Source organism: Pseudomonas sp. LBUM1651, from assembly GCF_059716135.1.
On the sequence record NZ_CP166805.1, the window covers coordinates 4,305,313 to 4,329,250 of the forward strand.

At 57.1% G+C, this 23,938-nt stretch carries 17 protein-coding genes, 2 tRNA genes, 3 rRNA genes and 3 pseudogenes; 11 read left to right on the plus strand and 14 right to left on the minus strand.

The features are described 5' to 3' along the window. Positions 1 to 78: 78 nt before the first annotated feature. Both ACA066_RS20075 and ACA066_RS20080 read right to left on the minus strand, forming a co-directional pair. Positions 79 to 813, minus strand: coding sequence for a thioesterase II family protein (locus ACA066_RS20075; RefSeq protein ID WP_497696337.1), 735 nt, complete (start codon positions 811 to 813; stop codon positions 79 to 81). 171 nt (positions 814 to 984) lie between these two features. Further along, positions 985 to 2,157, minus strand: a complete 1,173-nt coding sequence (locus tag ACA066_RS20080) for an MFS transporter (RefSeq protein WP_497696338.1) — start codon at positions 2,155 to 2,157, stop codon at positions 985 to 987. A 249-nt stretch (positions 2,158 to 2,406) separates the two neighbouring features. Between ACA066_RS20080 and ACA066_RS20085 the strand changes: the two are divergent. The 4 genes and pseudogenes from ACA066_RS20085 to ACA066_RS20100 form a co-directional block, all read left to right on the plus strand. Then, positions 2,407 to 2,556 (plus strand): annotated as a pseudogene (locus ACA066_RS20085) (SDR family oxidoreductase); the annotation flags it as partial. Beyond that, a complete protein-coding gene (locus tag ACA066_RS20090) occupies positions 2,549 to 4,375 on the plus strand; it encodes a glycoside hydrolase family 15 protein (protein ID WP_497696339.1) in 1,827 nt (608 codons plus the stop codon). The pseudogene ACA066_RS20085 and the gene ACA066_RS20090, both read left to right, overlap by 8 nt. Before the next feature lie 325 nt (positions 4,376 to 4,700). Further along, the gene (locus tag ACA066_RS20095; protein WP_497696340.1) at positions 4,701 to 5,090 is read left to right on the plus strand and encodes a hypothetical protein; all 390 of its coding nucleotides are present in this window, start codon (positions 4,701 to 4,703) and stop codon (positions 5,088 to 5,090) included. A gap of 12 nt (positions 5,091 to 5,102) precedes the next feature. Beyond that, positions 5,103 to 5,735 (plus strand): BRCT domain-containing protein, encoded by a 633-nt coding sequence (locus ACA066_RS20100; protein WP_497696341.1) that lies wholly within the window; start codon positions 5,103 to 5,105, stop codon positions 5,733 to 5,735. Positions 5,736 to 5,747: 12 nt separating this feature from the next. Here ACA066_RS20100 and ACA066_RS20105 read toward each other — a convergent pair whose 3' ends face one another. Beyond that, positions 5,748 to 6,737: a GlxA family transcriptional regulator gene (locus ACA066_RS20105; protein WP_497696342.1), complete on the minus strand. Its 990-nt coding sequence runs from the start codon at positions 6,735 to 6,737 to the stop codon at positions 5,748 to 5,750. A 90-nt stretch (positions 6,738 to 6,827) separates the two neighbouring features. Here ACA066_RS20105 and inhA point away from each other — a divergent pair, with 90 nt between their 5' ends. After that, positions 6,828 to 7,523 (plus strand): isonitrile hydratase, encoded by a 696-nt coding sequence (inhA, locus tag ACA066_RS20110; RefSeq protein WP_497696343.1) that lies wholly within the window; start codon positions 6,828 to 6,830, stop codon positions 7,521 to 7,523. 677 nt (positions 7,524 to 8,200) lie between these two features. Here the strand turns inward: inhA and ACA066_RS20115 are convergent. Continuing rightward, entirely contained in the window at positions 8,201 to 8,689 is a 489-nt protein-coding gene (locus tag ACA066_RS20115; protein WP_497696344.1) for an SRPBCC family protein, read from the minus strand. A gap of 267 nt (positions 8,690 to 8,956) precedes the next feature. Here ACA066_RS20115 and ACA066_RS20120 point away from each other — a divergent pair, with 267 nt between their 5' ends. Then, on the plus strand, positions 8,957 to 9,358 hold the full coding sequence (locus ACA066_RS20120) for a lysozyme inhibitor LprI family protein (protein ID WP_497696345.1): 402 nt from the start codon (positions 8,957 to 8,959) through the stop codon (positions 9,356 to 9,358). A 137-nt stretch (positions 9,359 to 9,495) separates the two neighbouring features. On the opposite strand, the gene ACA066_RS20125 is transcribed toward ACA066_RS20120, so the two are convergent. The 3 genes and pseudogenes from ACA066_RS20125 to ACA066_RS20135 all read right to left on the minus strand — a co-directional run. After that, on the minus strand, positions 9,496 to 10,521 hold the full coding sequence (locus tag ACA066_RS20125; protein WP_497696346.1) for a histone deacetylase family protein: 1,026 nt from the start codon (positions 10,519 to 10,521) through the stop codon (positions 9,496 to 9,498). 185 nt (positions 10,522 to 10,706) lie between these two features. Then, positions 10,707 to 10,913: pseudogene (locus ACA066_RS20130) on the minus strand (M20/M25/M40 family metallo-hydrolase); the annotation flags it as partial. 131 nt (positions 10,914 to 11,044) lie between these two features. Further along, a pseudogene (locus tag ACA066_RS20135) lies at positions 11,045 to 11,152 on the minus strand (2-hydroxyacid dehydrogenase); the annotation flags it as partial. On the opposite strand from ACA066_RS20135, the gene ACA066_RS20140 reads away from it, so the two are divergent. Continuing rightward, a complete protein-coding gene (locus tag ACA066_RS20140; RefSeq protein WP_497696347.1) occupies positions 11,138 to 12,097 on the plus strand; it encodes a LysR family transcriptional regulator in 960 nt (319 codons plus the stop codon). The pseudogene ACA066_RS20135 and the gene ACA066_RS20140 sit on opposite strands and share 15 nt — an antisense overlap. A 12-nt stretch (positions 12,098 to 12,109) precedes the next feature. On the opposite strand, the gene mrdA is transcribed toward ACA066_RS20140, so the two are convergent. Continuing rightward, positions 12,110 to 14,002, minus strand: coding sequence for a penicillin-binding protein 2 (gene mrdA, locus ACA066_RS20145; protein ID WP_497696348.1), 1,893 nt, complete (start codon positions 14,000 to 14,002; stop codon positions 12,110 to 12,112). A 274-nt stretch (positions 14,003 to 14,276) separates the two neighbouring features. Between mrdA and ACA066_RS20150 the strand changes: the two genes are divergently transcribed. Beyond that, positions 14,277 to 15,200, plus strand: a complete 924-nt coding sequence (locus tag ACA066_RS20150; RefSeq protein WP_497699924.1) for a TIGR03571 family LLM class oxidoreductase — start codon at positions 14,277 to 14,279, stop codon at positions 15,198 to 15,200. Positions 15,201 to 15,310: 110 nt separating this feature from the next. Here ACA066_RS20150 and rrf read toward each other — a convergent pair. The 5 genes from rrf to ACA066_RS20175 form a co-directional block, all read right to left on the minus strand. Continuing rightward, positions 15,311 to 15,426, minus strand: a 5S ribosomal RNA gene (rrf, locus tag ACA066_RS20155). A gap of 152 nt (positions 15,427 to 15,578) precedes the next feature. Continuing rightward, positions 15,579 to 18,470: ribosomal RNA gene (locus ACA066_RS20160) — 23S ribosomal RNA — on the minus strand. Between the two features lie 236 nt (positions 18,471 to 18,706). Next, positions 18,707 to 18,782, minus strand: a tRNA-Ala gene (locus ACA066_RS20165). A 28-nt stretch (positions 18,783 to 18,810) separates the two neighbouring features. Further along, positions 18,811 to 18,887: transfer RNA gene (locus tag ACA066_RS20170), tRNA-Ile, on the minus strand. An 82-nt stretch (positions 18,888 to 18,969) separates the two neighbouring features. Beyond that, a 16S ribosomal RNA gene (locus tag ACA066_RS20175) occupies positions 18,970 to 20,506 on the minus strand. Together the 16S, 23S and 5S rRNA genes with 2 tRNA genes alongside form the textbook arrangement of a ribosomal RNA operon. Positions 20,507 to 21,176: 670 nt before the next feature. On the opposite strand from ACA066_RS20175, the gene rhtA reads away from it, so the two are divergent. Both rhtA and ACA066_RS20185 read left to right on the plus strand, forming a co-directional pair. After that, positions 21,177 to 22,064 (plus strand): threonine/homoserine exporter RhtA, encoded by an 888-nt coding sequence (gene rhtA, locus ACA066_RS20180; RefSeq protein ID WP_497696349.1) that lies wholly within the window; start codon positions 21,177 to 21,179, stop codon positions 22,062 to 22,064. A gap of 170 nt (positions 22,065 to 22,234) precedes the next feature. Then, a complete protein-coding gene (locus ACA066_RS20185) occupies positions 22,235 to 22,516 on the plus strand; it encodes a hypothetical protein (RefSeq protein WP_084323506.1) in 282 nt (93 codons plus the stop codon). 15 nt (positions 22,517 to 22,531) lie between these two features. On the opposite strand, the gene ACA066_RS20190 is transcribed toward ACA066_RS20185, so the two are convergent. Then, positions 22,532 to 23,092: a TetR/AcrR family transcriptional regulator gene (locus ACA066_RS20190; RefSeq protein ID WP_497696350.1), complete on the minus strand. Its 561-nt coding sequence runs from the start codon at positions 23,090 to 23,092 to the stop codon at positions 22,532 to 22,534. 93 nt (positions 23,093 to 23,185) lie between these two features. Between ACA066_RS20190 and ACA066_RS20195 the strand changes: the two genes are divergently transcribed. Next, on the plus strand, positions 23,186 to 23,914 hold the full coding sequence (locus ACA066_RS20195; protein WP_497696351.1) for an SDR family oxidoreductase: 729 nt from the start codon (positions 23,186 to 23,188) through the stop codon (positions 23,912 to 23,914). Positions 23,915 to 23,938: the final 24 nt, after the last annotated feature.

A 23,938-nucleotide genomic window follows, 5' to 3' on the forward strand; every position in this document is an offset into this window, starting at 1 on the left:
ATGACGGATTGACATTCAACATTGATGTCGACAGGTACACCGCCATCGCGAGCAAGCTCGGCTCCTACAGGGACTGGGTCAGGCAGTGGCGGCCATGGCGTGCCGGCGATGGTGAACATCGAGCTGGTCCTTGATCACCTTCAACACCTTGGCTTCGTGCTCATTGATGAAGAAGTGACCGCCGGCCAGCATGTCCACGGAGAAGCTGCCGTGGGTTTCCTTGCTCCAGCCGATCAACTGTTCGGTGGTCGCGCGATCAGCCTTGCCGCCGAGCACGTGCACCGGGCATTTCAGCAGCGGACGCTGGATCGGCTCGAAACGGCCGCACAGCAGGAAGTCTGCGCGCAGGATCGGCAGCGTCAGGCTCATCAGCTCTTCATTGGCCAGCACTTCTTCGCTGGTGCCATTGAGGGTGCGCAGTTGCTCGATCAGCTCGGCATCGGTTTTCGGATCGGCAAAACCCTGGTCGTAATCAGCCCGCATCGTCGGCGCGGCCGTGCCTGAAGCGAACAGCGCCACCGGCTCCGGGCAACCCAGCGAGCGAAAGGCATGGGCCATTTCGCAGGCCAGCAAAGCGCCGAGACTGTGGCCGAACAGCGCGTACGGCGCCTTGAGCGTGGCTTTCTGTTCCTGCGCGAGTTGCAGCGCCAGGCGCCGCATGTCGGTGTGCAATGGCTCGCCGAACCGCGCGCCGCGCCCCGGCAGTTCCACCGGCTGCAGCTTGAGCCACTCCGGCAGTTTGCGCCGCCAGCGGCTGTAGACCATGGCGCTCGCGCCTGAATAGGGCAGGCACAGCAATGTCAGCTGGGTCACCGGGCTTACCTCGAAAAGTTGTCTGTAAAGAGAACGGATGAGCGCCCAAGGGAATTAGTCGACGGTGATGACGCCTTCGCGGGCAAGCCTCGCTCCTACAGAACGCACTGAAGCCTGTAGGAGCGAGGCTTGCCCGCGAAGAAAACGCCGCGAAAGGCACTGAAAAAATGCTTATTTGAGATGGCGATAGCTTTGGATTGCGGAACCAAGCACCACCGCCCCCGCCGCTATCGCCACCCAGAACCCGCTGCGCGCCCCGAACGCATCCACCAGCCAACCCGAACCGGCCGCGCCAATCGCCACGCCAATGCTCAACCCGGTGACCAGCCAGGTCAGGCCTTCGGTGAGTTTGGCCGGCGGCACGATGCGCTCCACCAGGGCCATCGCCACAATCAGTGTCGGCGCAAAAAACAGCCCGGCGACGAATACCGCCAGCGACAACCCGAGAATGTTGCTCGCCAGCAGCAACGGCAACGTAGTCACCGCCGTCGCCACCCCGCCGTACAGAAACAGTCGCGGCAACGGCACTTTCGAACGCAACGCCCCGAACGCCAGCCCGGCCAGACATGAGCCGATCGCGTATACCGACAGCACAATGCTCGCCGCCGCCGGTTGGCCCTGCTGCTGCGCAAACGCCACGCTGACCACATCCACCACGCCGACAATGGTGCCCAAGGCGACCATCAGCAGCACCAGCAACTGAATTTCGCCGGAACGAATGATCGAGCCCTGATGGTGTTCTTCATGGGGATGAATCGCCGGTTCCGTGTCCCGTTGCAGGACAAACGCCGTGACGCCAATCGCCAGCATCAGCAACGCCGCCAGCGGCCCGGCCTCGGGGAACGCCACCACACACAAGCCCACCGACAGCGGCGGCCCGACAATAAAACAGACTTCGTCGAGTACCGATTCCAGGGCATACGCAGTTTGCAATTGTGGTTGGCCGCGATAGACCTCGGTCCAGCGCGCCCGCACCATCGCCGACATGCTCGGCATGCAACCGGCCAGCGCGGCGAACACGAACAGCGTCCATTGCGGCGCCTGCAAGCGCGTGCACAGCAACACCAGCAACAACGCCCCGCCGCCGATCAACGCCGACACCGGCAAGATCCGGCGCTGCCCGAAACGATCCACCAGCCGCGAAACCTGCGGCGCGCAAAATGCCGTGGCCAAAGCAAATGTCGCCGCCACCGCGCCGGCCAGTCCGTAACCACCTTGCAGCTGGGAGAGCATGGTGATCAGGCCGATGCCGGTCATGGAAATCGGCATGCGCGCAATCATCCCGGCCAGCACAAAGGCTCGGCTGCCCGGGGCTTTGAACAGTTCGCGATAGGGGTTGGCCATGGTTCGGCTCTCGATAAGGGCCTGCAAGTTGCCATAAGGCTGGTTGTGGGGAAAGCGGCTAATTGTTGGTTGAATGTGAAGGCCCTTTCGCGAGCAGGCTCGCTCCCACAATGGACCTGCTGTGGACACGCTATTTGTAATCACCAGAGCTCAAATGTGGGAGCGAGACCGGCTTGCCGGCGAAGAGGCCTTTACAGTCACCACACCCTCCGCACAAATGAACTCTCGGCAGTCCAAACCAGTCAGCTGATTAGTACGGCGATCAACCGCGACGCCACCGAGGACATCGCCAACGCCGTGGTCTTTCTCGCCTCCGATGCCTCCGACTACATCGTCGGCACCACCCTGTTCATCGACGGCGGCATGAGCCTCTATCCGGAGTTTCGCGGCAATGGCTGATCATCATCCCGAACGACAAAGCGCCATCGACGCCCACGGCATCATTGGCGACATGCGCAGCGCGGCACTGGTCAACGACAAGGGCAGCGTGGATTTTTTCTGCTGGCCGGAATTCGACAGCCCGTCGATCTTCTGCTCGCTGCTGGACACACCCGAGGCCGGCATTTTCCAACTCTCCCCAGACCTGCCCGACGCCCGCCGCGAGCAGATCTACCTGCCCGACACCAACGTCCTGCAAACCCGCTGGCTCAGCGACAGCGCGGTGGTCGAGGTCACCGACCTGCTGCCGATCGGCGACAGCGAAGATAATCTGCCGGTGCTGATGCGCCGGGTTCGGGTGGTCAGCGGCCAGGCGACGTTTCACATGCGCTGCGCAGTACGGCACGACTATGCACGCGCCAAAACCCGTGCGCGACTGGACGAAAAGGACGTGGCATTCGAGGCAGACGATCAGCCGTCCATGCGCCTGTCTTCGGATCAGGTGTTGCGTGTCGAGGGTGACGCGGCGGTGGCCGAATTCACTCTGGAACAGGGCCAGGGTGCGCAATTCCTGCTGGGCGGCTTCGACGATCCCCGCTTCAAGGAAGGGGCCGCAGACTTGTGCATGGAGCGCACGTTGAAGTTCTGGCGGGACTGGACCGGCCAGTCCAACTACGGGGGGCGCTGGCGGGAAATGGTCAACCGTTCGGCCCTCGCGCTGAAGCTGCTGACCTCACGCAAACACGGCGCGATTCTCGCCGCCGCCACGTTCGGCCTGCCGGAAACGCCGGGCGGTGAACGCAACTGGGATTATCGCTACACCTGGATCCGCGACGCCTCGTTCACCGTCTATGCCTTCATGCGCCTGGGGTTTGTCCAGGAAGCCAACGATTACATGCGCTGGCTGCGCGGGCGGGTCAGCGACTGCCACGGCAAACCGATGAAACTCAACATTCTCTACGCCATCGATGGTCGCCAGGAACTGCCGGAAACCGAACTCTCGCACCTATCCGGCCATGGCGGCGCCACGCCGGTGCGCATCGGTAATGGTGCGTACGATCAGGTCCAGCTCGACATCTTTGGCGAGTTGATGGATGCAGTGTATCTGGTCAACAAGTACGGCGACGCCATCTCCCATGAAGGTTGGAAACACGCGGTGGAAGTGGTCGATCAGGTCTGCGAAACCTGGCAGCAAAAAGACGTCGGCATCTGGGAAATGCGTGGCGAGCAGCATCATTTCCTGCACTCTCGATTGATGTGCTGGGTGGCGCTGGACCGGGCGATCCGCCTCGCCTCCAAACGCTCCCTGCCCGCCCCGTTTGCCCGTTGGGACCAGACCCGTCAGGCGATCTACGCCGACATCTGGGAAAATTTCTGGAACGAAGAACGCGGGCATTTCATCCAGCACATCGGCGGTACTGCGCTGGATGGTTCGATGTTGCTGATGCCGCTGGTGCGCTTCGTCAGCGCCAAGGATCCGCGCTGGCTATCGACACTCGAAGCCATCGAGAAAAACCTGGTGCGCGACGGCATGGTTTACCGCTATCGCAACGAAGACAGCCAGATCGACGGCCTCACCGGCACCGAAGGCGCCTTCGCCGCGTGTTCGTTCTGGTATGTCGAATGTCTGGCCCGGGCCGGTCAGGTAGAAAAGGCGCATCTGGAGTTTGAACAACTGCTGCGGTACGCCAATCCGCTGGGGTTGTATGCCGAAGAGTTCGACAGCCATGCGCGGCATCTGGGCAACACACCGCAAGCGTTGACGCACCTGGCGCTGATCAGCGCGGCAAGTTTTCTGGATCGGAAATTGAGTGGGGAGAAGAATTACTGGCAGCCGTGAGACCGCGTCGTCCCCTTCGCGGGCAAGCCCTGCTCCTACAGGATTTGTGTCGAATTCAGTAACTATGAACGACACCAAATCTGTAGGAGCAAGGCTTGCCCGCGAAGAGGCCATCATCCACAACACAAGGCTCGAGAAATAACAGAAAAAAAGTTCGCCGCACCAAAGCGCCTACAACCACTAAACAAAACCCGAAAACCATCGCGCAGAAAATCATTCCCCCCTCCGGAAATCGTTTGTTGCCACCCGTTACATCCCCACCTACCATCGACCGTCAACGGGCACAGCGGAGCTGTCCAACAAAACCCGAATTCAAGGAACCCGAATGACCCAGCGCATCCACCGCAGCATCGACACCCCACTCCGCACAGGCCTGAACCGCGATGAACTGTGGGAAGGCCCCGACAAAGGCCTGATCAAATGCTGGGAAATCGGCCGCCAACGCGCCGCCCGCTTCCCCGAACTCGCCCAACAATGCCGCGCCGGCGAACTGCCGGTGCTGGGCTGGAAAGGTGGCGTCAGCCGTAGCCTGAAAAAACTCGAAAAGTACGGATCGCTCAAATACCTTGCTCAATGGCAGGGTTTGCGTGGGGAAGACCTGGAGGTTGATTTGGGCGAAGAACGGGCGTTGACCTGCTCGCGGACCAGGATGGTGGTGACGTTTACGCCGGATCGGGCGAAGTATTTTAATCAGGTAATGGAAACGGAAGCTTAAGGAGAAGGAAAGATGGTGGACCTGCATCAGGAGTTTCAGAACAGCGCTTTTTTCCATAAAGAACGGATAGACCGTCGCTCCGCCGATGCACTGGTGGGCATTGCCGCCGGGCTCGCCGCCGACGGCAAGATCAACCAGCAGGAAGCCGAGTTTCTCAAGGTCTGGATCGAATCCCATCTGACGCATCTCGGTGATCCGGTGGTAAACATCCTCTACCAACGCCTCGCCAGCATGCTGAGCGATGCCGTGCTGGATGCTGAGGAATCCATCGAGCTTCTGGAAATGCTGCACCAATTTACAGGCCTTTCGGTAGGTTCCGGGCAAACCTCAACTGCCCCCACGAGCCTTCCTCTTGATCATCCGGCCCCGCCATTAAACTGGACCGAACGAGTCTTCCTGTTTACTGGAGTCATGGCCTACGGACCTCGCAAGGAGTGTGAATCGCTGATTGTCGAGCGCGGCGGTTTGATTGGCGGCTCGGTTAGCAAGAAAGTTCACTATCTGGTAGTGGGCAGCATTGGTAACGATCAGTGGCTGCATAGCAGTTATGGAACCAAGATCAAAAGAGCCGTCGAACTTAGAGATAGCGGCGTGCCGATCGCCATTGTCAGTGAGGATCACTGGCAAAAGGTGATGTTCGGTTAACACCTTCGTTCTTCATATGAAGTGCATGACCGAGTCTGCCTCAGAACTCACCGAAAACCGCTCGCGATAGGCTTGCGGTGTCACGCCCATGGCGCGCAGAAAACTGCGGCGCAACGTCTCTTCGCTGCCGAACCCGCACTGTACCGCAACCCGTTTGATCGGCACGCCGGTGTCGCTGAGCAGGCGTCGCGCTGTTTCGACCCGAATCAGTTCGATGGCCCGCGCAGGTGTCTGGCCGGTGTCGGCGCGGTAGTGGCGGACGAAGCTGCGTTCACTCATGCCCGCCTGTAGCGCCAGGGTGGGAATACCCAGATCCATGGTGAGGTGTTCGCTGATCCAGGCATGAAGGTCATCGAATCGGCTACCTTCCTTTTGCAATGACAGGGTCACGCTGAACTGCGACTGACCGCCCGGTCGTTTGAGAAAAACCACCAACTGCTGCGCCACTTCCAGCGCCATGTTGCGCCCCAAGTCTTCTTCGACCATGGCCAGCGCGAGGTCGATGCCGGCAGTGACCCCGGCCGAGGTCCACACCGGGCCGTCATTGATGAAAATCGGATTGGGCTCGACCTGCAGCCGTGGGTGCCGCTGTGCCAACTGCTCGCAACGAGTCCAGTGCGTGACCACCCGTCGCCCATCGAGCCAGCCGCTGGCCGCCAGTAAAAACGCCCCGGTGCACACCGATGACACCCGCCGGCATCCCGCCCCATGCTCACGCACCCATGCCACCAGTGCCGCATCCTCCGCCGCCGCGTAAACGCCCCAGCCGCCGGCAATGATCAAGGTGTCGCTGCCTTGCACGGGCAACGGTTCGGCCAACAACGCCAGCCCCGCCGACGACATCACCACCCCGCCGCCGCAAGCGATCACCGTCGGCGCGTAAGGCGGCGGCAAACCCTTCTGGCGGGCAATGTCGTTGGCCGAGGCGAACACTTGCAAGGGCCCGGTGACGTCGAGCAGTTGCACATTGGCGAACGCGAGCACATGAATGGTCTTGGGCATGCTTGGCGTAATTCGTGGGGTAATTGGCGTATGCGCCAAATCCTACGAGCCTAGAGTGAAGCCGTCCACCCACTTCACGAGAAAAACACCATGACGTTGCAGATCGGTTTTCTGTTGTTCCCGCAGGTTCAGCAACTGGACCTGACCGGCCCTTACGACGTGCTGGCCTCGCTGCCAGACGTGAAGGTGCATCTGGTCTGGAAGGACCTGATGCCAGTCACCGCCAGCACCGGCCTGGTGCTGAAGCCCACCGTCACCTTCGACGATTGCCCGGCGCTGGATGTGATCTGCATTCCCGGCGGCAGCGGTGTCGGGCCGTTGATGGAAGATGAAGAAACGTTGGCGTTCATCAAGGCTCAGGCGGCCCATGCGCGGTATGTCACTTCGGTTTGCACGGGAGCGCTGGTGCTGGGCGCTGCGGGCCTGCTCAAGGGTAAACACGCGACCACTCACTGGGCGTATCACGAATTGCTCGCGCCATTGGGTGCGATTCCGGTGAAGGATCGGGTGGTGCGCGATGGCAATCTGTTGACCGGTGGCGGGATCACCGCGGGCATCGATTTTGCCCTGACCCTGGCCGCCGAATTGTTCGATAAGGACACGGCACAGCTGGTGCAGTTGCAGCTGGAATATGCTCCCGCGCCGCCGTTTGCTTCGGGCTGTCCCGAGACCGCGCCGATCAGTGTGCTGGAGGAAGCGCGGAAACGGGCTGCCGGGTCGTTGAAATTGCGCTCGGAAATCACCGAGCGTGTTGCGGCGAAGCTCGATCAGGTAGCAGTACGCTGATCCATTCCTCGGTGCAGCCAGTGTCCGGCTGCACCGAGGACTTTCCATCGCCCACAAAAAAACCCGCCTAAGCGGGTTTCTCAAGACCATTGCGACATCCTGTCAGCAGCCATCCAGGCCTATGGTCGATCATCCGTGATCCTGAGTGCATCCTGCGACTCAGTTGATAGATCCAGATTAACTACATTGTTGAAGCGTAAACAGACGACATACCCGCGCTCTGGTGTAAGCCATTGACGATCAAAGACCCAAATCTGCACGCCGACATGATGGAGGGAGCCTGCTCGCGAAGCAGGCACCGCGGTGTATCAGCAGGACCGTGTCATCGGTCCTCGCGAGCAGGCTCGCTCCCACATAGAAAATGGTCAGCTTTTCAGCAGACGAAAAAAAACCCGCCGAAGCGGGTTTTTCCCAAGACCATGTCGACTCCCTGTCGATAGCGTTCCTTGCTGATGGCCGATCATCCTTGATCCCGAAGCACTTCCTGTGCTCCGGTTGATGAGGCTAGATTACGCATCGGATCCAATCTGCAACAGGCGACATAGTAACCATCGCGTGTAGGACATTCGCTATACCACCCCTTCCGAAAACCCTTAGACGCGTCAGGTGTCTCGCCTCGAGGCCGCGAGTTTCGGGGCCTGCAGTCGCCTTTCAACCTGGGTTCGAACTTGCGGCCACTACTCGCCTTGCTGCAGGCGAGCCTTGGTGTTGATCTTCAGAAACTCTTCGATATTGCTCATCTGCTCATCCCAGCCCCGGCTGTCCATGCGGAACGCCTTGAGCCGCCGCGTCTGGGGAATGTGATCGAAACCGGACTCGACGACTGTCAGCAAAGTACCTTCCTCCAAGTCTTGAAGTTCGAACTTCACCAGCGTGGTGGGCTCCTGGGAGTAATCGACTTCCGGCTCTACGGCATACGGGTGCCAGCGAAACGAAAATACCCGCTCCGGCTCGACTCGCTCCACCAGGACGTTCCACAGCAAATGCTCATAACCCGGGTAAGTAATCTGCCCCTGAGTCCATTCGCCGGCGACAAAACGCTTGCCTTCCAGTGCCACGCCAAACCACTGCCCGAACGCTTCGGCGTTGGCCAGCACACGCCAGACCTGCGAGCGCGGCGCTTTAAGCAGGATCTTCCTTTCGATGCGATCTGATGCTGGGTTCATAAGTCACCTCCTGTACTGAACAGTAGGCCTGTAAGACCACAAGACCAACCTTAAAGTTGTATCAATCGGGCTGCTCAATCAACCCTGCCTGAAATATTCGGCCGCACATCCGCGCCAAAGTTCGCGGGTTGAGAACGAGAGACGTTGTACAGGCGCGAGGACATCCAAGCGTGCGCAGGTCACTTGCTCAAGGCTTCCAGAGCCACCGCAAGCGAATGAGGCTTCGCTACACTGCACCTCACTTTTCCAGTCACAGCGAGAATCCCCATGCACCCACGCTTGCTCCTGGCGCTGACGCCGTTGTTGTTCACCACCGTTGCCCATGCCGTCGATTGCGACAACGCCACCGACCAGGCCACGATGAATCAATGTGCGGCGCAGCAGAACAAGGCGGCGGACAAGGAGTTAAATGCGCTTTACCAACAGATCACCGCGCGTTTGAAGGGCAGTCCCGACAGCAAGAAGCTGTTGATTGGCGCGCAGCGGGCGTGGATCGGGTTTCGGGATGCCGAGTGCAAGTTCTCCGCGTCCGGGGTAGAGGGCGGGAGTGTTTATCCGTTGATTTACAGCAATTGCATCACGGATCTGACCAAGGCGCGGGTTGAGGCTTTCAAAATTTACTTGAAGTGTCAGGAGGGGGATTTGAGCTGCCCAGTGCCTGAGGTTTGATGCTTCGGTGTCTGTGAGGGCCTCATCGCGAGCAAGCCCGCCCACAGGTTCAGCGTCGTTCACAAATGTGCGGTTCCACTCGAACACTGTAGGAGCGAGGCTTGCCCGCGAAGGCGATCGAACAGGCGCCATCCAACTCAGAGCTTCCACACCTCGGGCCCCACAAAAAACGCCCGCGCATTATCCTCAAGACTCTCCAGGTGATACCCCCCTTCCTGCACAATCAGACACGGCAACCCAAGGCTGCGAATCCGCTCACCCAGCCGCTTGAACCCTTCGCGCGTCACCGCCACTTTGCTCTGTGGGTCCAGCTCGAAAATATCGAAACCCAACGACAGCACCAGCACCTCGGCATCAAAGTCTTTGACCGCTGCCAATGCCACTTCCAATTGACCAAGAAAATCCGCCTCGCTCGAACCATGCGCCATCGGCAAGTTGAGGTTGAACCCCTCACCCGCCCCGACACCGCGCTCATCCCCAAACCCGGCAACCCCAGGATAGAAGTTGGTCGGATCGCCATGCACCGAGACATACAGCACATCGTCGCGGTCGTAGAAAATCTCCTGAATCCCTTGTCCGTGGTGCATGTCGGTATCGAGCACCGCGACTCGATCAAACCCGCCGCGCAGCACCTGCGCCGCCACCGCCGCGTTGTTCACATAACAGAAACCACCCGCCGCTTGCGCTCGAGCGTGATGCCCCGGTGGACGGCACAAGGCGTAAGCCGCCGGCTCGCCATCGAGCAACGCCTGTGCCCCGGCCACTGCGCTTTGCGCCGACCAATACGCCGAACGCCAGGTCTGTTCGCCCACCGGGCAACTGCCGTCTGCGAGATACCGGGCAGCCTGAGCCAGAATCCCGCGCAGGGCGTTGGGCTCGCGGACGAAGATGTTCGACATCACTTCGTCGCCCCAATCTTCAGGGATTTCCTTCCAGCGCTGATGCGCTTCCTGCAGAAACGCCAGGTAAGGCGCACCGTGCGCCGCCAGTAGCGGATCAAGTCCGGCATCGGCCGGTTGCTCGACGTTGAAACCCAATGAGTGAGACGCCTGCACCAGTCGCTGCGCGCGCTCCGGCACTTCCTGCGGCGTACGCATCTGCCCACGGGAGTAGTAACTGCGTGGATGATGGAGCAATTGTTCGGGATGGAAAAAACTGCGCATGGGTTAATACCTGTCAGTTAACTTGGATCTTGAATCAGGACGAATTCCCTGTGGCGAGCGAGCTTGCTCGCGCTTGAGTGCGCGCACTCACATCAACTGCGAGGCCTGCCAGAGTCTTGGGACTCTACGCAGCCCAGCGCGAGCAAGCTCGCTCGCCACAGGTTTTGTGTTCGCAACACTGTTCCTTAATTGACAATGCCCGCGCGGGACAACACGGCGTTAAGCAACACATCGGTGCCTTGCCGCACATCTTCAGGCAACACATCTTCCGCTTCGTTATGACTCAAACCGCCAACACACGGAATAAATACCATAGCGGTCGGACAGAACCGCGCCAGATGAATCGCGTCATGCCCGGCGCCGCTGACAATCGATTGTTGAGCGTAGCCCAGCACGATAGATCGCTCATCACTGACTCCAGGACGTGAACTCGTTTATTTAATTGTTTTGACTGGCAGTAAATCGGTTGAGAGTGCGGGATTGTTGTTATGTATCGCCCAAATGAATGGGCGAGTTTGCGTGTTCAATAACCCAATAATCGGTCGGCGCTGTTCAATAACGGTTCATCGGCATTCAAGCGGCGAAAGTTCTCCGCCAATTGCTCGGCAATACAGTCGTGGGAGGCTGCCGAAACCCTTGGGTGGGCCGACGTTTTCTCAACGATCGCCTCGACTGGAACCTGTTGCGCACCTACCTGGTGATCGGCCAGGAAGGCAGCATGAGCCGCGCTGCAGCGCGGCTGCACATAACGCAGTCGGCGGTCAGCCAGGCGCTTAAACGGCTGGAAGAACAACTGGAATGTGTGTTGATTGCCCGCAGCGGGCGACGGTTCGATCTGACGGAAACCGGGGAAGAAGTCCTGCGCATTGCGGCGGATATCTACGGCGATATTTCGCGACTGGGCACGGTAGTGGAGAGTCGCCACGACGACGTGGTGGGCAAGATTCGCATCCTCACCGTCAGTGGCGTGCAGGCGCGACATTACGATGACTTCCTCGCTGACTTCCATGAAACCCACCCGAAAATCGAGCTGGAAGTCGAAGTGATGGGCAGCTCGAACATCATCAGTTCGTTACTGCAAAAGACCGCGACCATTGGCGTCGGGCTGTGTCGTTTACCGCAGCCGCGGCTGGAGCAGCGGATACTGTTTCGCGAGCGCTATGCGTACTTTTGTGGCCAGCGTCATCGACTTTTCGGACAAGAAAACCTGACGCTGGAACAGCTCGCGACGGAGAACTTCGTAAGCTTTACCAGCGACCAGCTCGGCGGCAACCTTTCGCCGCTGACACTGTTCCGCGACGAGCAAGGCTTTACCGGCAAGATCGTCGCCTCATCGACGAGTTTCGAAGAGATTTACCGCTTGATTTGCGCAGGCTACGGGATTGGCTGCTTGCCAACGCACCTTGTGCGAAGGGATGTCGAGCAAGGTTTGCTCTGGCGTTTGCCGCCGGAAGACGGGGTGGTGGATTTCGATATCCAACTGCTGTGGAATCGCGAGCAGAAGATGAGCCAAGCTGAAACCGTATTTCTCGAAAGCTTCCAGCACATGCTCAGCATTCGTGAGCCTGTGCTGTGAAGCCTTGATCATTTAAACGTGAGGATCGCCCGGCGCTTTACTCGGCGTGGCGTATTGCGGCTTCAGATGACCGTCCTGATCGAGTAACCAGGCGTCCATGATCTGTCGCACCACAGGGCCGGCAACGCGACCGCCGGCCTCGCCGTTCTCGATCATCACCGAAATCACAATCTTCGGATGCTCGGCCGGAGCGAAGCCGACAAACAAGGCGTTGTCGCGGTTACGCTCCAGGGTTTTCGCCCGGTTGTAGCGCTCGCCCTGTTTGATCGCGACCACTTGCGCCGTACCACTCTTGCCGGCGATCCGGTACTGAGCGCCCTGCGCCGCCGCTCGGGCAATCCCGCGTGCGTCGTGCATCACCATTTGCATGCCGTGGTTGACCTGCTCCCAGTCACGCGGGTCCTTCAACAGGATGTTTGGCATCGGATGCTCATCCACCGGCGCAACACCGTCCACGGTCTTGGCCAGGTGCGGTCGGTTCCACACACCTTTGTTGGCGATCAGCGCAGTGGCTTGAGCCAGCTGCAGCGGCGTGACCTGCATGTAACCCTGGCCGATGCCGAGGATCACAGTCTCGCCGGGGAACCATGCCTGACGGCGCGTGGCACGCTTCCAGGCCTGGGACGGCATCAGGCCGGCAGACTCTTCGAACATGTCCAGCGAGACCTTCTCACCGAGGCCGAACATCGCCATGTAGTCGTGCAGGCGATCGATACCGAGCTTGTGCGCCAGATCGTAGAAGTAGGTGTCGTTGGAGCGCATGATCGCCGCGTCCATGTCCACCCAGCCGTCGCCGCTGTGGTTCCAGTTACGGTATTTGTGATCAAAGTCGGGAAGTTGGTAGTAACCGGGGTCGAAGACGCGGGTCTGCGGGGTAACCACGCCGGCGTCGAGACCGGCGATGGCCACTTCTGGCTTGATAGTCGAGCCCGGAGCGTAGAGGCCGCGCAGCACACGGTTGAACAGCGGCCGGTCGATGGAATCGTGCAGTGCTGCATATTCCTTGAAGCTGATCCCGGTCACGAACAGGTTCGGGTCGAAGCTTGGCTTGCTGACCATGGCCAGGACTTCGCCGGTCGATGGATCGAGCGCGACCACTGAACCACGACGATCACCCAAGGCTTCTTCAGCGGCCTCCTGAAGTTTGACGTCGAGGCTCAGGACGATGTTTTTGCCGGGGATCGGATCGGTGTGTTTGAGCACCCGCAGAACGCGGCCCTGAGCGTTGGTTTCGACTTCTTCGTAACCGACCTGGCCGTGCAACTCTGACTCGTAGAACTTTTCAATCCCGGTCTTGCCGATGGATTGGGTGCCACGGTACTCGACCGTATCCAGGGCTTTGGATTCTTTCTCGTTGATGCGACCGACGTAGCCGATCGAATGCGCGAAGTGTGCGCCCATCGGGTAGTGACGAACGAATTGTGGCTCGACATCGATTCCGGGCAGACGGAATTCATTGACGGCGAGTACGGCGATTTGCTCTTCGCTGAGTTCATAGAACAGGGTGACGGGCACGAATGGATGATGCGCCTGCTTCATCGCCTTGTCGAACAGCGTCCGGTCCTCAGCGGGCAGGTGCAGAAGGTTGACCACCTCGTCCAGCTCGTCTTTGACGTCGGAGGCGCGTTCGCGGGTGATGGTCAGGTTGAAGCTGGGCCGGTTGTCCGCGAGAACCACACCGTTGCGGTCGTAGATCAATCCGCGCGTGGGGGTGATCGGCAATACGTGGACGCGATTGTTTTCGGAGATGGTCGAGTGATAGTCAAACTCGACCACTTGCAGCACGTACATGCGCACCACCAGTGCGCAGGTGATGCCGACGACGAACAGGGCGCAAGCCATCAGTCTTTTGTTGACCAGGCGTGTCTCTTTTTCGTGATCTTTGATCGGTATTGGTTCGGGCATTTCTGTAGCTGCTCTTTGACAAAAATGGGGCGCCGATCCGTAGGCTTGAAATCAGTCCGTTAAAAAACGAGCTGCACCATACCAAAAACCGTGCCGTCTCTTTAGTGCGATTTCCTCTAATGGTTGTCCTTGAGGGCCAAAACGACGGTTGGCTCTTTGTGTGGACTCGTGCGTTTTGCTCAAGATTGATATTCCCATTCGTGCATTTTTCTTGCCGATAGGTCTGTGGATACTGAGTGCATGTCATTCCATTTTGTTGTCTGGGAGTCTTTTCATGCATTCACGATTTAAACGATTACTGGGCTCCAACGGGTTTTCCATTGGCCTGGAGCTGCCACTGGATAACGATTGGTCCAGTGATGGTCAGCGGCGGCGGATTGCTGAGGAACGGCCTTTCGGTGTTCCGGATCTGAAGCAACATGCGGCGATGGTGCGGCTGGCGGACAAGGCTGGGGTCCGCGCGCTGTGGGTCCGCGATGTACCGGTTTACGATCCGAATTTCGGCGATGCCGCACAGGTGTTCGAAACCTTTTCCTACCTTGGATACCTGGCCGGAATCACCGACAACATCATGCTGGGTACGGCGGCGGTTGTACTGCCATTGCGTCAGCCTTGGCTCACCCTGAAGGCCGCAAACAGTGTTGATGAGTTGAGTGACGGACGCTTGCTGCTCGGCGTGGCCAGTGGCGACCGACCGATGGAATATCCGTTGTTCGGAGTGGATTACGATCAGCGCGGAGAGATCTTCCGCGATACGGTGGAATTGCTGCGCGACCAGGGGGTAGGCCGTTTGCCTGAAGGTGCGCAATTGCTTCCGCAGCGGGACCAAGCAGTGCCATTGTTGGTGGCAGGTCTTGGTCAGCAGTCACCCGCCTGGATTGGCGAACATATGGATGGCTGGCTCGCCTACCCCGGCACGCCGGATGAACATCGTCGTCGGGTGGGACTTTGGAGGGAAGTGGGTGGGGATAAGCCTTACATCAGCTTCGTCCACCTGGATCTGGCGGCCAATCCTCATGCTCCGATTCGACGTGTACGGTTCGGCGGTATTTGCGGGCGGTTGGCGTTGATTGATGAACTTCAGGCATTGCGTGACGCCGGTGTGCAGCATGTTGGCCTGCATGTGCGTCGTAGCGAACGCCCGGTTGCCGACGTTATTGAAGAGATCGCTGAATACGTTCTGCCGAAGTTTCACTAACCATGTCGCTGAGTTCAGGGGCAGCTGATGAGGCTGCCCATTTTCGTCACTTTCCTGCGGGCAAAACAAAACCCCTACCTGCATACGCAGATAGGGGTTTCGGAATTTAATCTTGACGATGACCTACTCTCACATGGGGAAACCCCACACTACCATCGGCGATGCATCGTTTCACTGCTGAGTTCGGGATGGGATCAGGTGGTTCCAATGCTCTATGGTCGTCAAGAAATTCGGGAGCCAGGTCGTTTACCTTTCGGTTCACGCTCCAGCGAATGGGTATGCGATAGTTTGTGCGTTGCTCTCGAACTTTCGGTTCGTCTCGTCTTCACACACCGCAATCTGATGCTCTTTCGAGTAGTCAAATTGCTTGGGTGTTATATGGTCAAGCCTCACGGGCAATTAGTATTGGTTAGCTCAACGCCTCACAGCGCTTACACACCCAACCTATCAACGTCGTAGTCTTCGACGGCCCTTCAGGGGACTCAAGGTCCCAGTGAGATCTCATCTTGAGGCTAGTTTCCCGCTTAGATGCTTTCAGCGGTTATCTATTCCGAACATAGCTACCCGGCAATGCCACTGGCGTGACAACCGGAACACCAGAGGTTCGTCCACTCCGGTCCTCTCGTACTAGGAGCAGCCCCTCTCAAATCTCAAACGTCCACGGCAGATAGGGACCGAACTGTCTCACGACGTTCTAAACCCAGCTCGCGTACCACTTTAAATGGCGAACAGCCATACCCTTGGGACCGGCTTCAGCCCCAGGATGTGATGAGCCGACATCGAGGTGCCAAACACCGCCGTCGATATGAACTCTTGGGCGGTATCAGCCTGTTATCCCCGGAGTACCTTTTATCCGTTGAGCGATGGCCCTTCCATACAGAACCACCGGATCACTAAGACCTACTTTCGTACCTGCTCGACGTGTCTGTCTCGCAGTCAAGCGCGCTTTTGCCTTTATACTCTACGACCGATTTCCGACCGGTCTGAGCGCACCTTCGTACTCCTCCGTTACTCTTTAGGAGGAGACCGCCCCAGTCAAACTACCCACCATACACTGTCCTCGATCCGGATAACGGACCTGAGTTAGAACCTCAAAGTTGCCAGGGTGGTATTTCAAGGTTGGCTCCACGCGAACTGGCGTCCACGCTTCAAAGCCTCCCACCTATCCTACACAAGCAAATTCAAAGTCCAGTGCAAAGCTATAGTAAAGGTTCACGGGGTCTTTCCGTCTAGCCGCGGATACACTGCATCTTCACAGCGATTTCAATTTCACTGAGTCTCGGGTGGAGACAGCGCCGCCATCGTTACGCCATTCGTGCAGGTCGGAACTTACCCGACAAGGAATTTCGCTACCTTAGGACCGTTATAGTTACGGCCGCCGTTTACCGGGGCTTCGATCAAGAGCTTCGCGTTAGCTAACCCCATCAATTAACCTTCCGGCACCGGGCAGGCGTCACACCCTATACGTCCACTTTCGTGTTTGCAGAGTGCTGTGTTTTTAATAAACAGTCGCAGCGGCCTGGTATCTTCGACCGGCATGGGCTTACGGAGCAAGTCCTTCACCCTCACCGGCGCACCTTCTCCCGAAGTTACGGTGCCATTTTGCCTAGTTCCTTCACCCGAGTTCTCTCAAGCGCCTTGGTATTCTCTACCCAACCACCTGTGTCGGTTTGGGGTACGGTTCCTGGTTACCTGAAGCTTAGAAGCTTTTCTTGGAAGCATGGCATCAACCACTTCGTGTTCTAAAAGAACACTCGTCATCAGCTCTCGGCCTTAAGATCCCGGATTTACCTAAGATCTCAGCCTACCACCTTAAACTTGGACAACCAACGCCAAGCTGGCCTAGCCTTCTCCGTCCCTCCATCGCAATAACCAGAAGTACAGGAATATTAACCTGTTTTCCATCGACTACGCTTTTCAGCCTCGCCTTAGGGACCGACTAACCCTGCGTCGATTAACGTTGCGCAGGAAACCTTGGTCTTTCGGCGTGGGTGTTTTTCACACCCATTGTCGTTACTCATGTCAGCATTCGCACTTCTGATACCTCCAGCAAGCTTCTCAACTCACCTTCACAGGCTTACAGAACGCTCCTCTACCGCATCACCTAAGTGATACCCGTAGCTTCGGTGTATGGTTTGAGCCCCGTTACATCTTCCGCGCAGGCCGACTCGACTAGTGAGCTATTACGCTTTCTTTAAAGGGTGGCTGCTTCTAAGCCAACCTCCTAGCTGTCTAAGCCTTCCCACATCGTTTCCCACTTAACCATAACTTTGGGACCTTAGCTGACGGTCTGGGTTGTTTCCCTTTTCACGACGGACGTTAGCACCCGCCGTGTGTCTCCCATGCTCGGCACTTGTAGGTATTCGGAGTTTGCATCGGTTTGGTAAGTCGGGATGACCCCCTAGCCGAAACAGTGCTCTACCCCCTACAGTGATACATGAGGCGCTACCTAAATAGCTTTCGAGGAGAACCAGCTATCTCCGAGCTTGATTAGCCTTTCACTCCGATCCACAGGTCATCCGCTAACTTTTCAACGGTAGTCGGTTCGGTCCTCCAGTTAGTGTTACCCAACCTTCAACCTGCCCATGGATAGATCGCCCGGTTTCGGGTCTATTCCCAGCGACTAGACGCCCTATTAAGACTCGCTTTCGCTACGCCTCCCCTATTCGGTTAAGCTCGCCACTGAAAATAAGTCGCTGACCCATTATACAAAAGGTACGCAGTCACCCAACAAAGTGGGCTCCCACTGCTTGTACGCATACGGTTTCAGGATCTATTTCACTCCCCTCTCCGGGGTTCTTTTCGCCTTTCCCTCACGGTACTAGTTCACTATCGGTCAGTCAGTAGTATTTAGCCTTGGAGGATGGTCCCCCCATATTCAGACAAAGTTTCTCGTGCTCCGTCCTACTCGATTTCATGACCAAGAGATTTTCGCGTACAGGGCTATCACCCACTATGGCCGCACTTTCCAGAGCGTTCCGCTAATCTCAAAGCCACTTAAGGGCTAGTCCCCGTTCGCTCGCCACTACTAAGGGAATCTCGGTTGATTTCTTTTCCTCAGGGTACTTAGATGTTTCAGTTCCCCTGGTTCGCTTCTTAAGCCTATGTATTCAGCTTAAGATACCTAACTTATGTTAGGTGGGTTCCCCCATTCAGACATCTCCGGATCACAGTCTGTTTGCCGACTCCCCGAAGCTTTTCGCAGGCTACCACGTCTTTCATCGCCTCTGACTGCCAAGGCATCCACCGTATGCGCTTCTTCACTTGACCATATAACCCCAAGCAATCTGGTTATACTGTGAAGACGACATTCGCCGAAAATTCGCGATTAAACTCACAAATTTTACCTTAGCCTGATCCGCTACCAGTGAAAGTAACGTCCAGTCTATCTTTCTATCACATACCCAAATTTTTAAAGAACGATCTAGCCAAAGACTAGAAATCAACATTCACCACCATCACGATGGAATGCTCATTTCTAAGCTTTATACAATCAGAAGCAGTAGTGGTGGAGCCAAACGGGATCGAACCGTTGACCTCCTGCGTGCAAGGCAGGCGCTCTCCCAGCTGAGCTATGGCCCCGTATTGCTACAGGATCCCACACAAAAATTGGTGGGTCTGGGCAGATTCGAACTGCCGACCTCACCCTTATCAGGGGTGCGCTCTAACCAACTGAGCTACAGACCCAATTTCGGGCTGCTTCTTATCGTCTTCTTCAATGAATCAAGCAATTCGTGTGGGAACTTATGGAGCAGCTGATGTCGTCGATTAAGGAGGTGATCCAGCCGCAGGTTCCCCTACGGCTACCTTGTTACGACTTCACCCCAGTCATGAATCACACCGTGGTAACCGTCCTCCCGAAGGTTAGACTAGCTACTTCTGGTGCAACCCACTCCCATGGTGTGACGGGCGGTGTGTACAAGGCCCGGGAACGTATTCACCGCGACATTCTGATTCGCGATTACTAGCGATTCCGACTTCACGCAGTCGAGTTGCAGACTGCGATCCGGACTACGATCGGTTTTATGGGATTAGCTCCACCTCGCGGCTTGGCAACCCTCTGTACCGACCATTGTAGCACGTGTGTAGCCCAGGCCGTAAGGGCCATGATGACTTGACGTCATCCCCACCTTCCTCCGGTTTGTCACCGGCAGTCTCCTTAGAGTGCCCACCATTACGTGCTGGTAACTAAGGACAAGGGTTGCGCTCGTTACGGGACTTAACCCAACATCTCACGACACGAGCTGACGACAGCCATGCAGCACCTGTCTCAATGTTCCCGAAGGCACCAATCCATCTCTGGAAAGTTCATTGGATGTCAAGGCCTGGTAAGGTTCTTCGCGTTGCTTCGAATTAAACCACATGCTCCACCGCTTGTGCGGGCCCCCGTCAATTCATTTGAGTTTTAACCTTGCGGCCGTACTCCCCAGGCGGTCAACTTAATGCGTTAGCTGCGCCACTAAGAGCTCAAGGCTCCCAACGGCTAGTTGACATCGTTTACGGCGTGGACTACCAGGGTATCTAATCCTGTTTGCTCCCCACGCTTTCGCACCTCAGTGTCAGTATCAGTCCAGGTGGTCGCCTTCGCCACTGGTGTTCCTTCCTATATCTACGCATTTCACCGCTACACAGGAAATTCCACCACCCTCTACCATACTCTAGCTTGTCAGTTTTGAATGCAGTTCCCAGGTTGAGCCCGGGGATTTCACATCCAACTTAACAAACCACCTACGCGCGCTTTACGCCCAGTAATTCCGATTAACGCTTGCACCCTCTGTATTACCGCGGCTGCTGGCACAGAGTTAGCCGGTGCTTATTCTGTCGGTAACGTCAAAACAGCAAAGTATTAATTTACTGCCCTTCCTCCCAACTTAAAGTGCTTTACAATCCGAAGACCTTCTTCACACACGCGGCATGGCTGGATCAGGCTTTCGCCCATTGTCCAATATTCCCCACTGCTGCCTCCCGTAGGAGTCTGGACCGTGTCTCAGTTCCAGTGTGACTGATCATCCTCTCAGACCAGTTACGGATCGTCGCCTTGGTGAGCCATTACCTCACCAACTAGCTAATCCGACCTAGGCTCATCTGATAGCGCAAGGCCCGAAGGTCCCCTGCTTTCTCCCGTAGGACGTATGCGGTATTAGCGTCCGTTTCCGAGCGTTATCCCCCACTACCAGGCAGATTCCTAGGCATTACTCACCCGTCCGCCGCTCTCAAGAGAAGCAAGCTTCTCTCTACCGCTCGACTTGCATGTGTTAGGCCTGCCGCCAGCGTTCAATCTGAGCCATGATCAAACTCTTCAGTTCAAACATCTTTGGGTTTTTAAGAAACCCTAAACTTGGCTCAGCAATCGTTGGTTACATCTTTGATTTCTCGCGGAGTAACTTGTGATGCTGATAATCTTGTTGACTATCAGTCTGACTCCACAAGCACCCACACGAATTGCTTGATTCAGTTGTTAAAGAGCGGTTGGTTAAGAGCTTTCGTCTCAACCGAGGCGCGCATTCTACAGCGTCCTCTGTATCTGTCAAGCGGTTATTTTCAGAAGTTTTCAAAGTTTCCTTTGCAACTTCAACCACTTGCGCTTCCGATCTCTCGTTAGCGGGAGGCGAATTCTACAGCGTTGTTCGCTGCTGTCAACACCTCTTTTTCTCCGCTTTCGACCGAGAAGATCGAATCGTCAATCAAGCGAAAACACACTGCCTGACCAACTCCTTCGGGGCTTCGATGAACTGAAGTAACTCGCTGCCGAAAACCGCGTAACTCTTTGTTTACCAAGGAGTTTTCCGTTTCGACTGCGCCGGAAGTGGGGCGAATTATAGACTTCCAGAATCTGCCGTCAACCCCTGATTTGGCTTTTCTATCACGATGTTCAAAATCACCGCTTATATATAGACGCGGCCGCCTTGAATGCGCAGTATATTGCCCAATACACGAAACAACTCTTTCGCTCCCTGCCTTGGACGATGCCACGCAATGAATGACCAGCCTCGCAGCCTTGCCTCGACCCTGTTCTCGGTGGGCCTGCTATTAATAGCCATGGCGTCGATCCAGTCCGGAGCTTCCCTGGCCAAAAGCATGTTCCCTGTTATCGGCGCTCAAGGAACGACTACCCTGCGATTGATCTTCGCGAGCCTGATCATGATCGTGCTCCTGCGCCCGTGGCGGGCGAAGCTCACCACAAAATCCCTGCGTACCGTCATCGTCTACGGAATGGCGCTGGGCGGCATGAACTTCCTCTTTTATATGTCCTTGCGCACCGTTCCTCTGGGCATCGCGGTAGCGCTGGAGTTCACCGGCCCCTTGGCGGTCGCCATCTATGCCTCGCGCCGCGCGATCGACTTTTTGTGGATCGCCCTGGCCGCCGTCGGATTGCTGCTGTTAATACCGACTGGAGCAACAAGTGCCAGTCTTGATCTGCTGGGCGCGGGCTACGCCTTGGGCGCTGGCGCCTGCTGGGCGTTATATATCCTTTTCGGCCAGAAGGCCGGCGCCGATAACGGCGTGCAGACTGCCGCACTCGGAGTGATGATCGCCGCGCTGTTCGTTGCACCTATCGGCATTGTTCATGCCGGCGCCGCGCTGCTGACGCCATCGTTGATCCCTGTGGCCATCGGCGTTGCCATCCTTTCCACTGCCCTGCCCTATACGCTGGAGATGGTCGCTCTTACCCGAATGCCGGCCCGCACGTTCGGTACGCTGATGAGTATTGAACCTGCGTTCGGCGCACTGTCAGGTTTGCTGTTCCTCCATGAATTCCTCTCACTGTCACAGTGGATGGCTATTCTGTGCATCATTCTGGCTTCCGTCGGCGCCACCATGACCATGGGAAGCGCCGCCAAGCCCGCCGTCGCGGCGGATTGATACAGGATTTGACGAAGCTCTGGTATTTACCGCGCATTTAGGCCATGTTTAGGCCCGCAATCCAATGTCAGACATGGACTTTTCAAGATAGGGATATCAGAGACGCTTCGAACGAAAGCGAGTGCAGCCAGACCCGGGCACAAAGATCCGGGGACGCTTTAAGGACAGCAATGAAACGAATTTTGATACTGATCGCCGTACTTGCAGTTGCGGGCTGCGCGGCGACATCGGAAACCCATACCAAACGTGGCAAGAAAGGGTTGCATGTCAACTGTTCCGGACTTTCGTCATCCTGGGACAAGTGCTACACCAGCGCCGCCAATTCGTGCGCGCCGAAGGGATACAAAGTCATCGCCAAGTCTGGGGATGGCGTGGAAGAACCGGGCGATTATCCGTTTGGTCTCAATCCCGCCGGCTATACAAGCCGTAGCATGATCGTGATCTGCAAATAGATTGATGCCGTCGCTTCAGGTTCGCGGGCCTACGATCTGACGGCCAATCTCATCGTAACTGGACTTCAACACCGTGCGCTGGATCTCTGGGGTAGCCAGCATCCGCGCTACAACCAACGCACCGATGCATTGCGACAGAATGGCCCATGCCAGGCTGTCACTCTCCAGAATCCGCGCCCAACTCTCCTGAAGCTGACAAATCCATTTCTCAGCCTGCTGGCGAATCAACAAGTCTGAACGGGCAATTTCCGCGCCCAATGCCGGCAACGCACAACCGGATTCCGGATGTTCGACATGGGACATGCTCAGGTAGTGCTTAAGGCAGCGTTCGAGCCTTTCACGGTCCTGCTCCGCCCCGAGACGTTCCAGACTTTGGCACAGCTCTCGCTCGACGATTGAAGCGAACAGTTCATCCTTCGACGAAAAATGGCTGTAGAACGCTCCGCCACTCAAGCCAATTGCCTTCATCAAGGCATCGACACCGACCGTAGAGAAACCGGACTTCTTCGCCGACACCGCACTGCTTTCCAGCAGCTTCTCCCTGGTTTCCAGTTTGTGACTGGCCGAGTAACGCATTGCCTTTCCCTCAGGATTGATCGTCTTGACGCCTGCCCAATCGTAGCATAACGTTCGTTTAGCTAACGATCGTTTACCAAAGGGATCTACTCCATGAATAACAAGAAGGTCGTACTGGTTGTCGGCGCAGGTGATGCCACGGGCGGCGCTATCGCCAAACGTTTTGCGCAAGAAGGTTTCGTCGCGTGCGTTACCCGGCGCAGCGCAGACAAACTCCAGCCGTTGGTGGACGCCATTAACGCTGTTGGCGGTGAAGCTCATGGCTTTGCCTGCGACGCGCGCAAGGAAGAGGACGTGATTGCGCTGATCGAGCAGATTGAAAGCCAGATCGGCCCCATCGAAGCGTTTGTGTTCAATATCGGCGCCAACGTGCCGTGCAGTATTCTCGAAGAAACCGCTCGTAAATATTTCAAGATCTGGGAAATGGCCTGCTTCTCAGGCTTTCTCAATGCCCGCGAAGTGGCCAAGCGCATGGCCACGCGCCAACGGGGCACGATCCTGTTTACCGGTGCCACCGCCGGCCTGCGTGGCGCTTCAGGTTTCGCGGCGTTCGCTGGCGCCAAGCATGGCATTCGTGCGCTGGCCCAGAGCATGGCCCGTGAACTGGGGCCGATGAATATTCACGTTGCTCACGTCGTCGTCGATGGCGCCATCGATACCGATTTCATTCGCGATACTTTCCCCGAGAAGTATGCGACCAAGGATCAGGACGGCATCCTCAATCCCGAGCACATAGCCGAGAATTATTGGTACCTGCACAGCCAGCCTCGCGACGCCTGGACCTTCGAGCTGGACCTGCGCCCCTGGAACGAACGCTGGTAAGCCCTCCCCTACAACAATAATCAG

What these genes read in the sequence shown, in the direction of transcription:
- ACA066_RS20100 (WP_497696341.1), top strand. Translation starts at nt 5,103, where the DNA reads ATGGTGGACCTGCATCAGGAGTTTCAGAACAGCGCTTTTTTCCATAAA.
- ACA066_RS20190 (WP_497696350.1), bottom strand. Translation starts at nt 23,092, where the DNA reads ATGCGTTACTCGGCCAGTCACAAACTGGAAACCAGGGAGAAGCTGCTG.
- ACA066_RS20125 (WP_497696346.1), bottom strand. Translation starts at nt 10,521, where the DNA reads ATGCGCAGTTTTTTCCATCCCGAACAATTGCTCCATCATCCACGCAGT.
- ACA066_RS20095 (WP_497696340.1), top strand. Translation starts at nt 4,701, where the DNA reads ATGACCCAGCGCATCCACCGCAGCATCGACACCCCACTCCGCACAGGC.
- ACA066_RS20120 (WP_497696345.1), top strand. Translation starts at nt 8,957, where the DNA reads ATGCACCCACGCTTGCTCCTGGCGCTGACGCCGTTGTTGTTCACCACC.
- inhA (WP_497696343.1), top strand. Translation starts at nt 6,828, where the DNA reads ATGACGTTGCAGATCGGTTTTCTGTTGTTCCCGCAGGTTCAGCAACTG.
- ACA066_RS20090 (WP_497696339.1), top strand. Translation starts at nt 2,549, where the DNA reads ATGGCTGATCATCATCCCGAACGACAAAGCGCCATCGACGCCCACGGC.
- ACA066_RS20150 (WP_497699924.1), top strand. Translation starts at nt 14,277, where the DNA reads ATGCATTCACGATTTAAACGATTACTGGGCTCCAACGGGTTTTCCATT.
- ACA066_RS20195 (WP_497696351.1), top strand. Translation starts at nt 23,186, where the DNA reads ATGAATAACAAGAAGGTCGTACTGGTTGTCGGCGCAGGTGATGCCACG.
- ACA066_RS20080 (WP_497696338.1), bottom strand. Translation starts at nt 2,157, where the DNA reads ATGGCCAACCCCTATCGCGAACTGTTCAAAGCCCCGGGCAGCCGAGCC.
- ACA066_RS20115 (WP_497696344.1), bottom strand. Translation starts at nt 8,689, where the DNA reads ATGAACCCAGCATCAGATCGCATCGAAAGGAAGATCCTGCTTAAAGCG.
- rhtA (WP_497696349.1), top strand. Translation starts at nt 21,177, where the DNA reads ATGAATGACCAGCCTCGCAGCCTTGCCTCGACCCTGTTCTCGGTGGGC.
- ACA066_RS20185 (WP_084323506.1), top strand. Translation starts at nt 22,235, where the DNA reads ATGAAACGAATTTTGATACTGATCGCCGTACTTGCAGTTGCGGGCTGC.
- ACA066_RS20105 (WP_497696342.1), bottom strand. Translation starts at nt 6,737, where the DNA reads ATGCCCAAGACCATTCATGTGCTCGCGTTCGCCAATGTGCAACTGCTC.
- mrdA (WP_497696348.1), bottom strand. Translation starts at nt 14,002, where the DNA reads ATGCCCGAACCAATACCGATCAAAGATCACGAAAAAGAGACACGCCTG.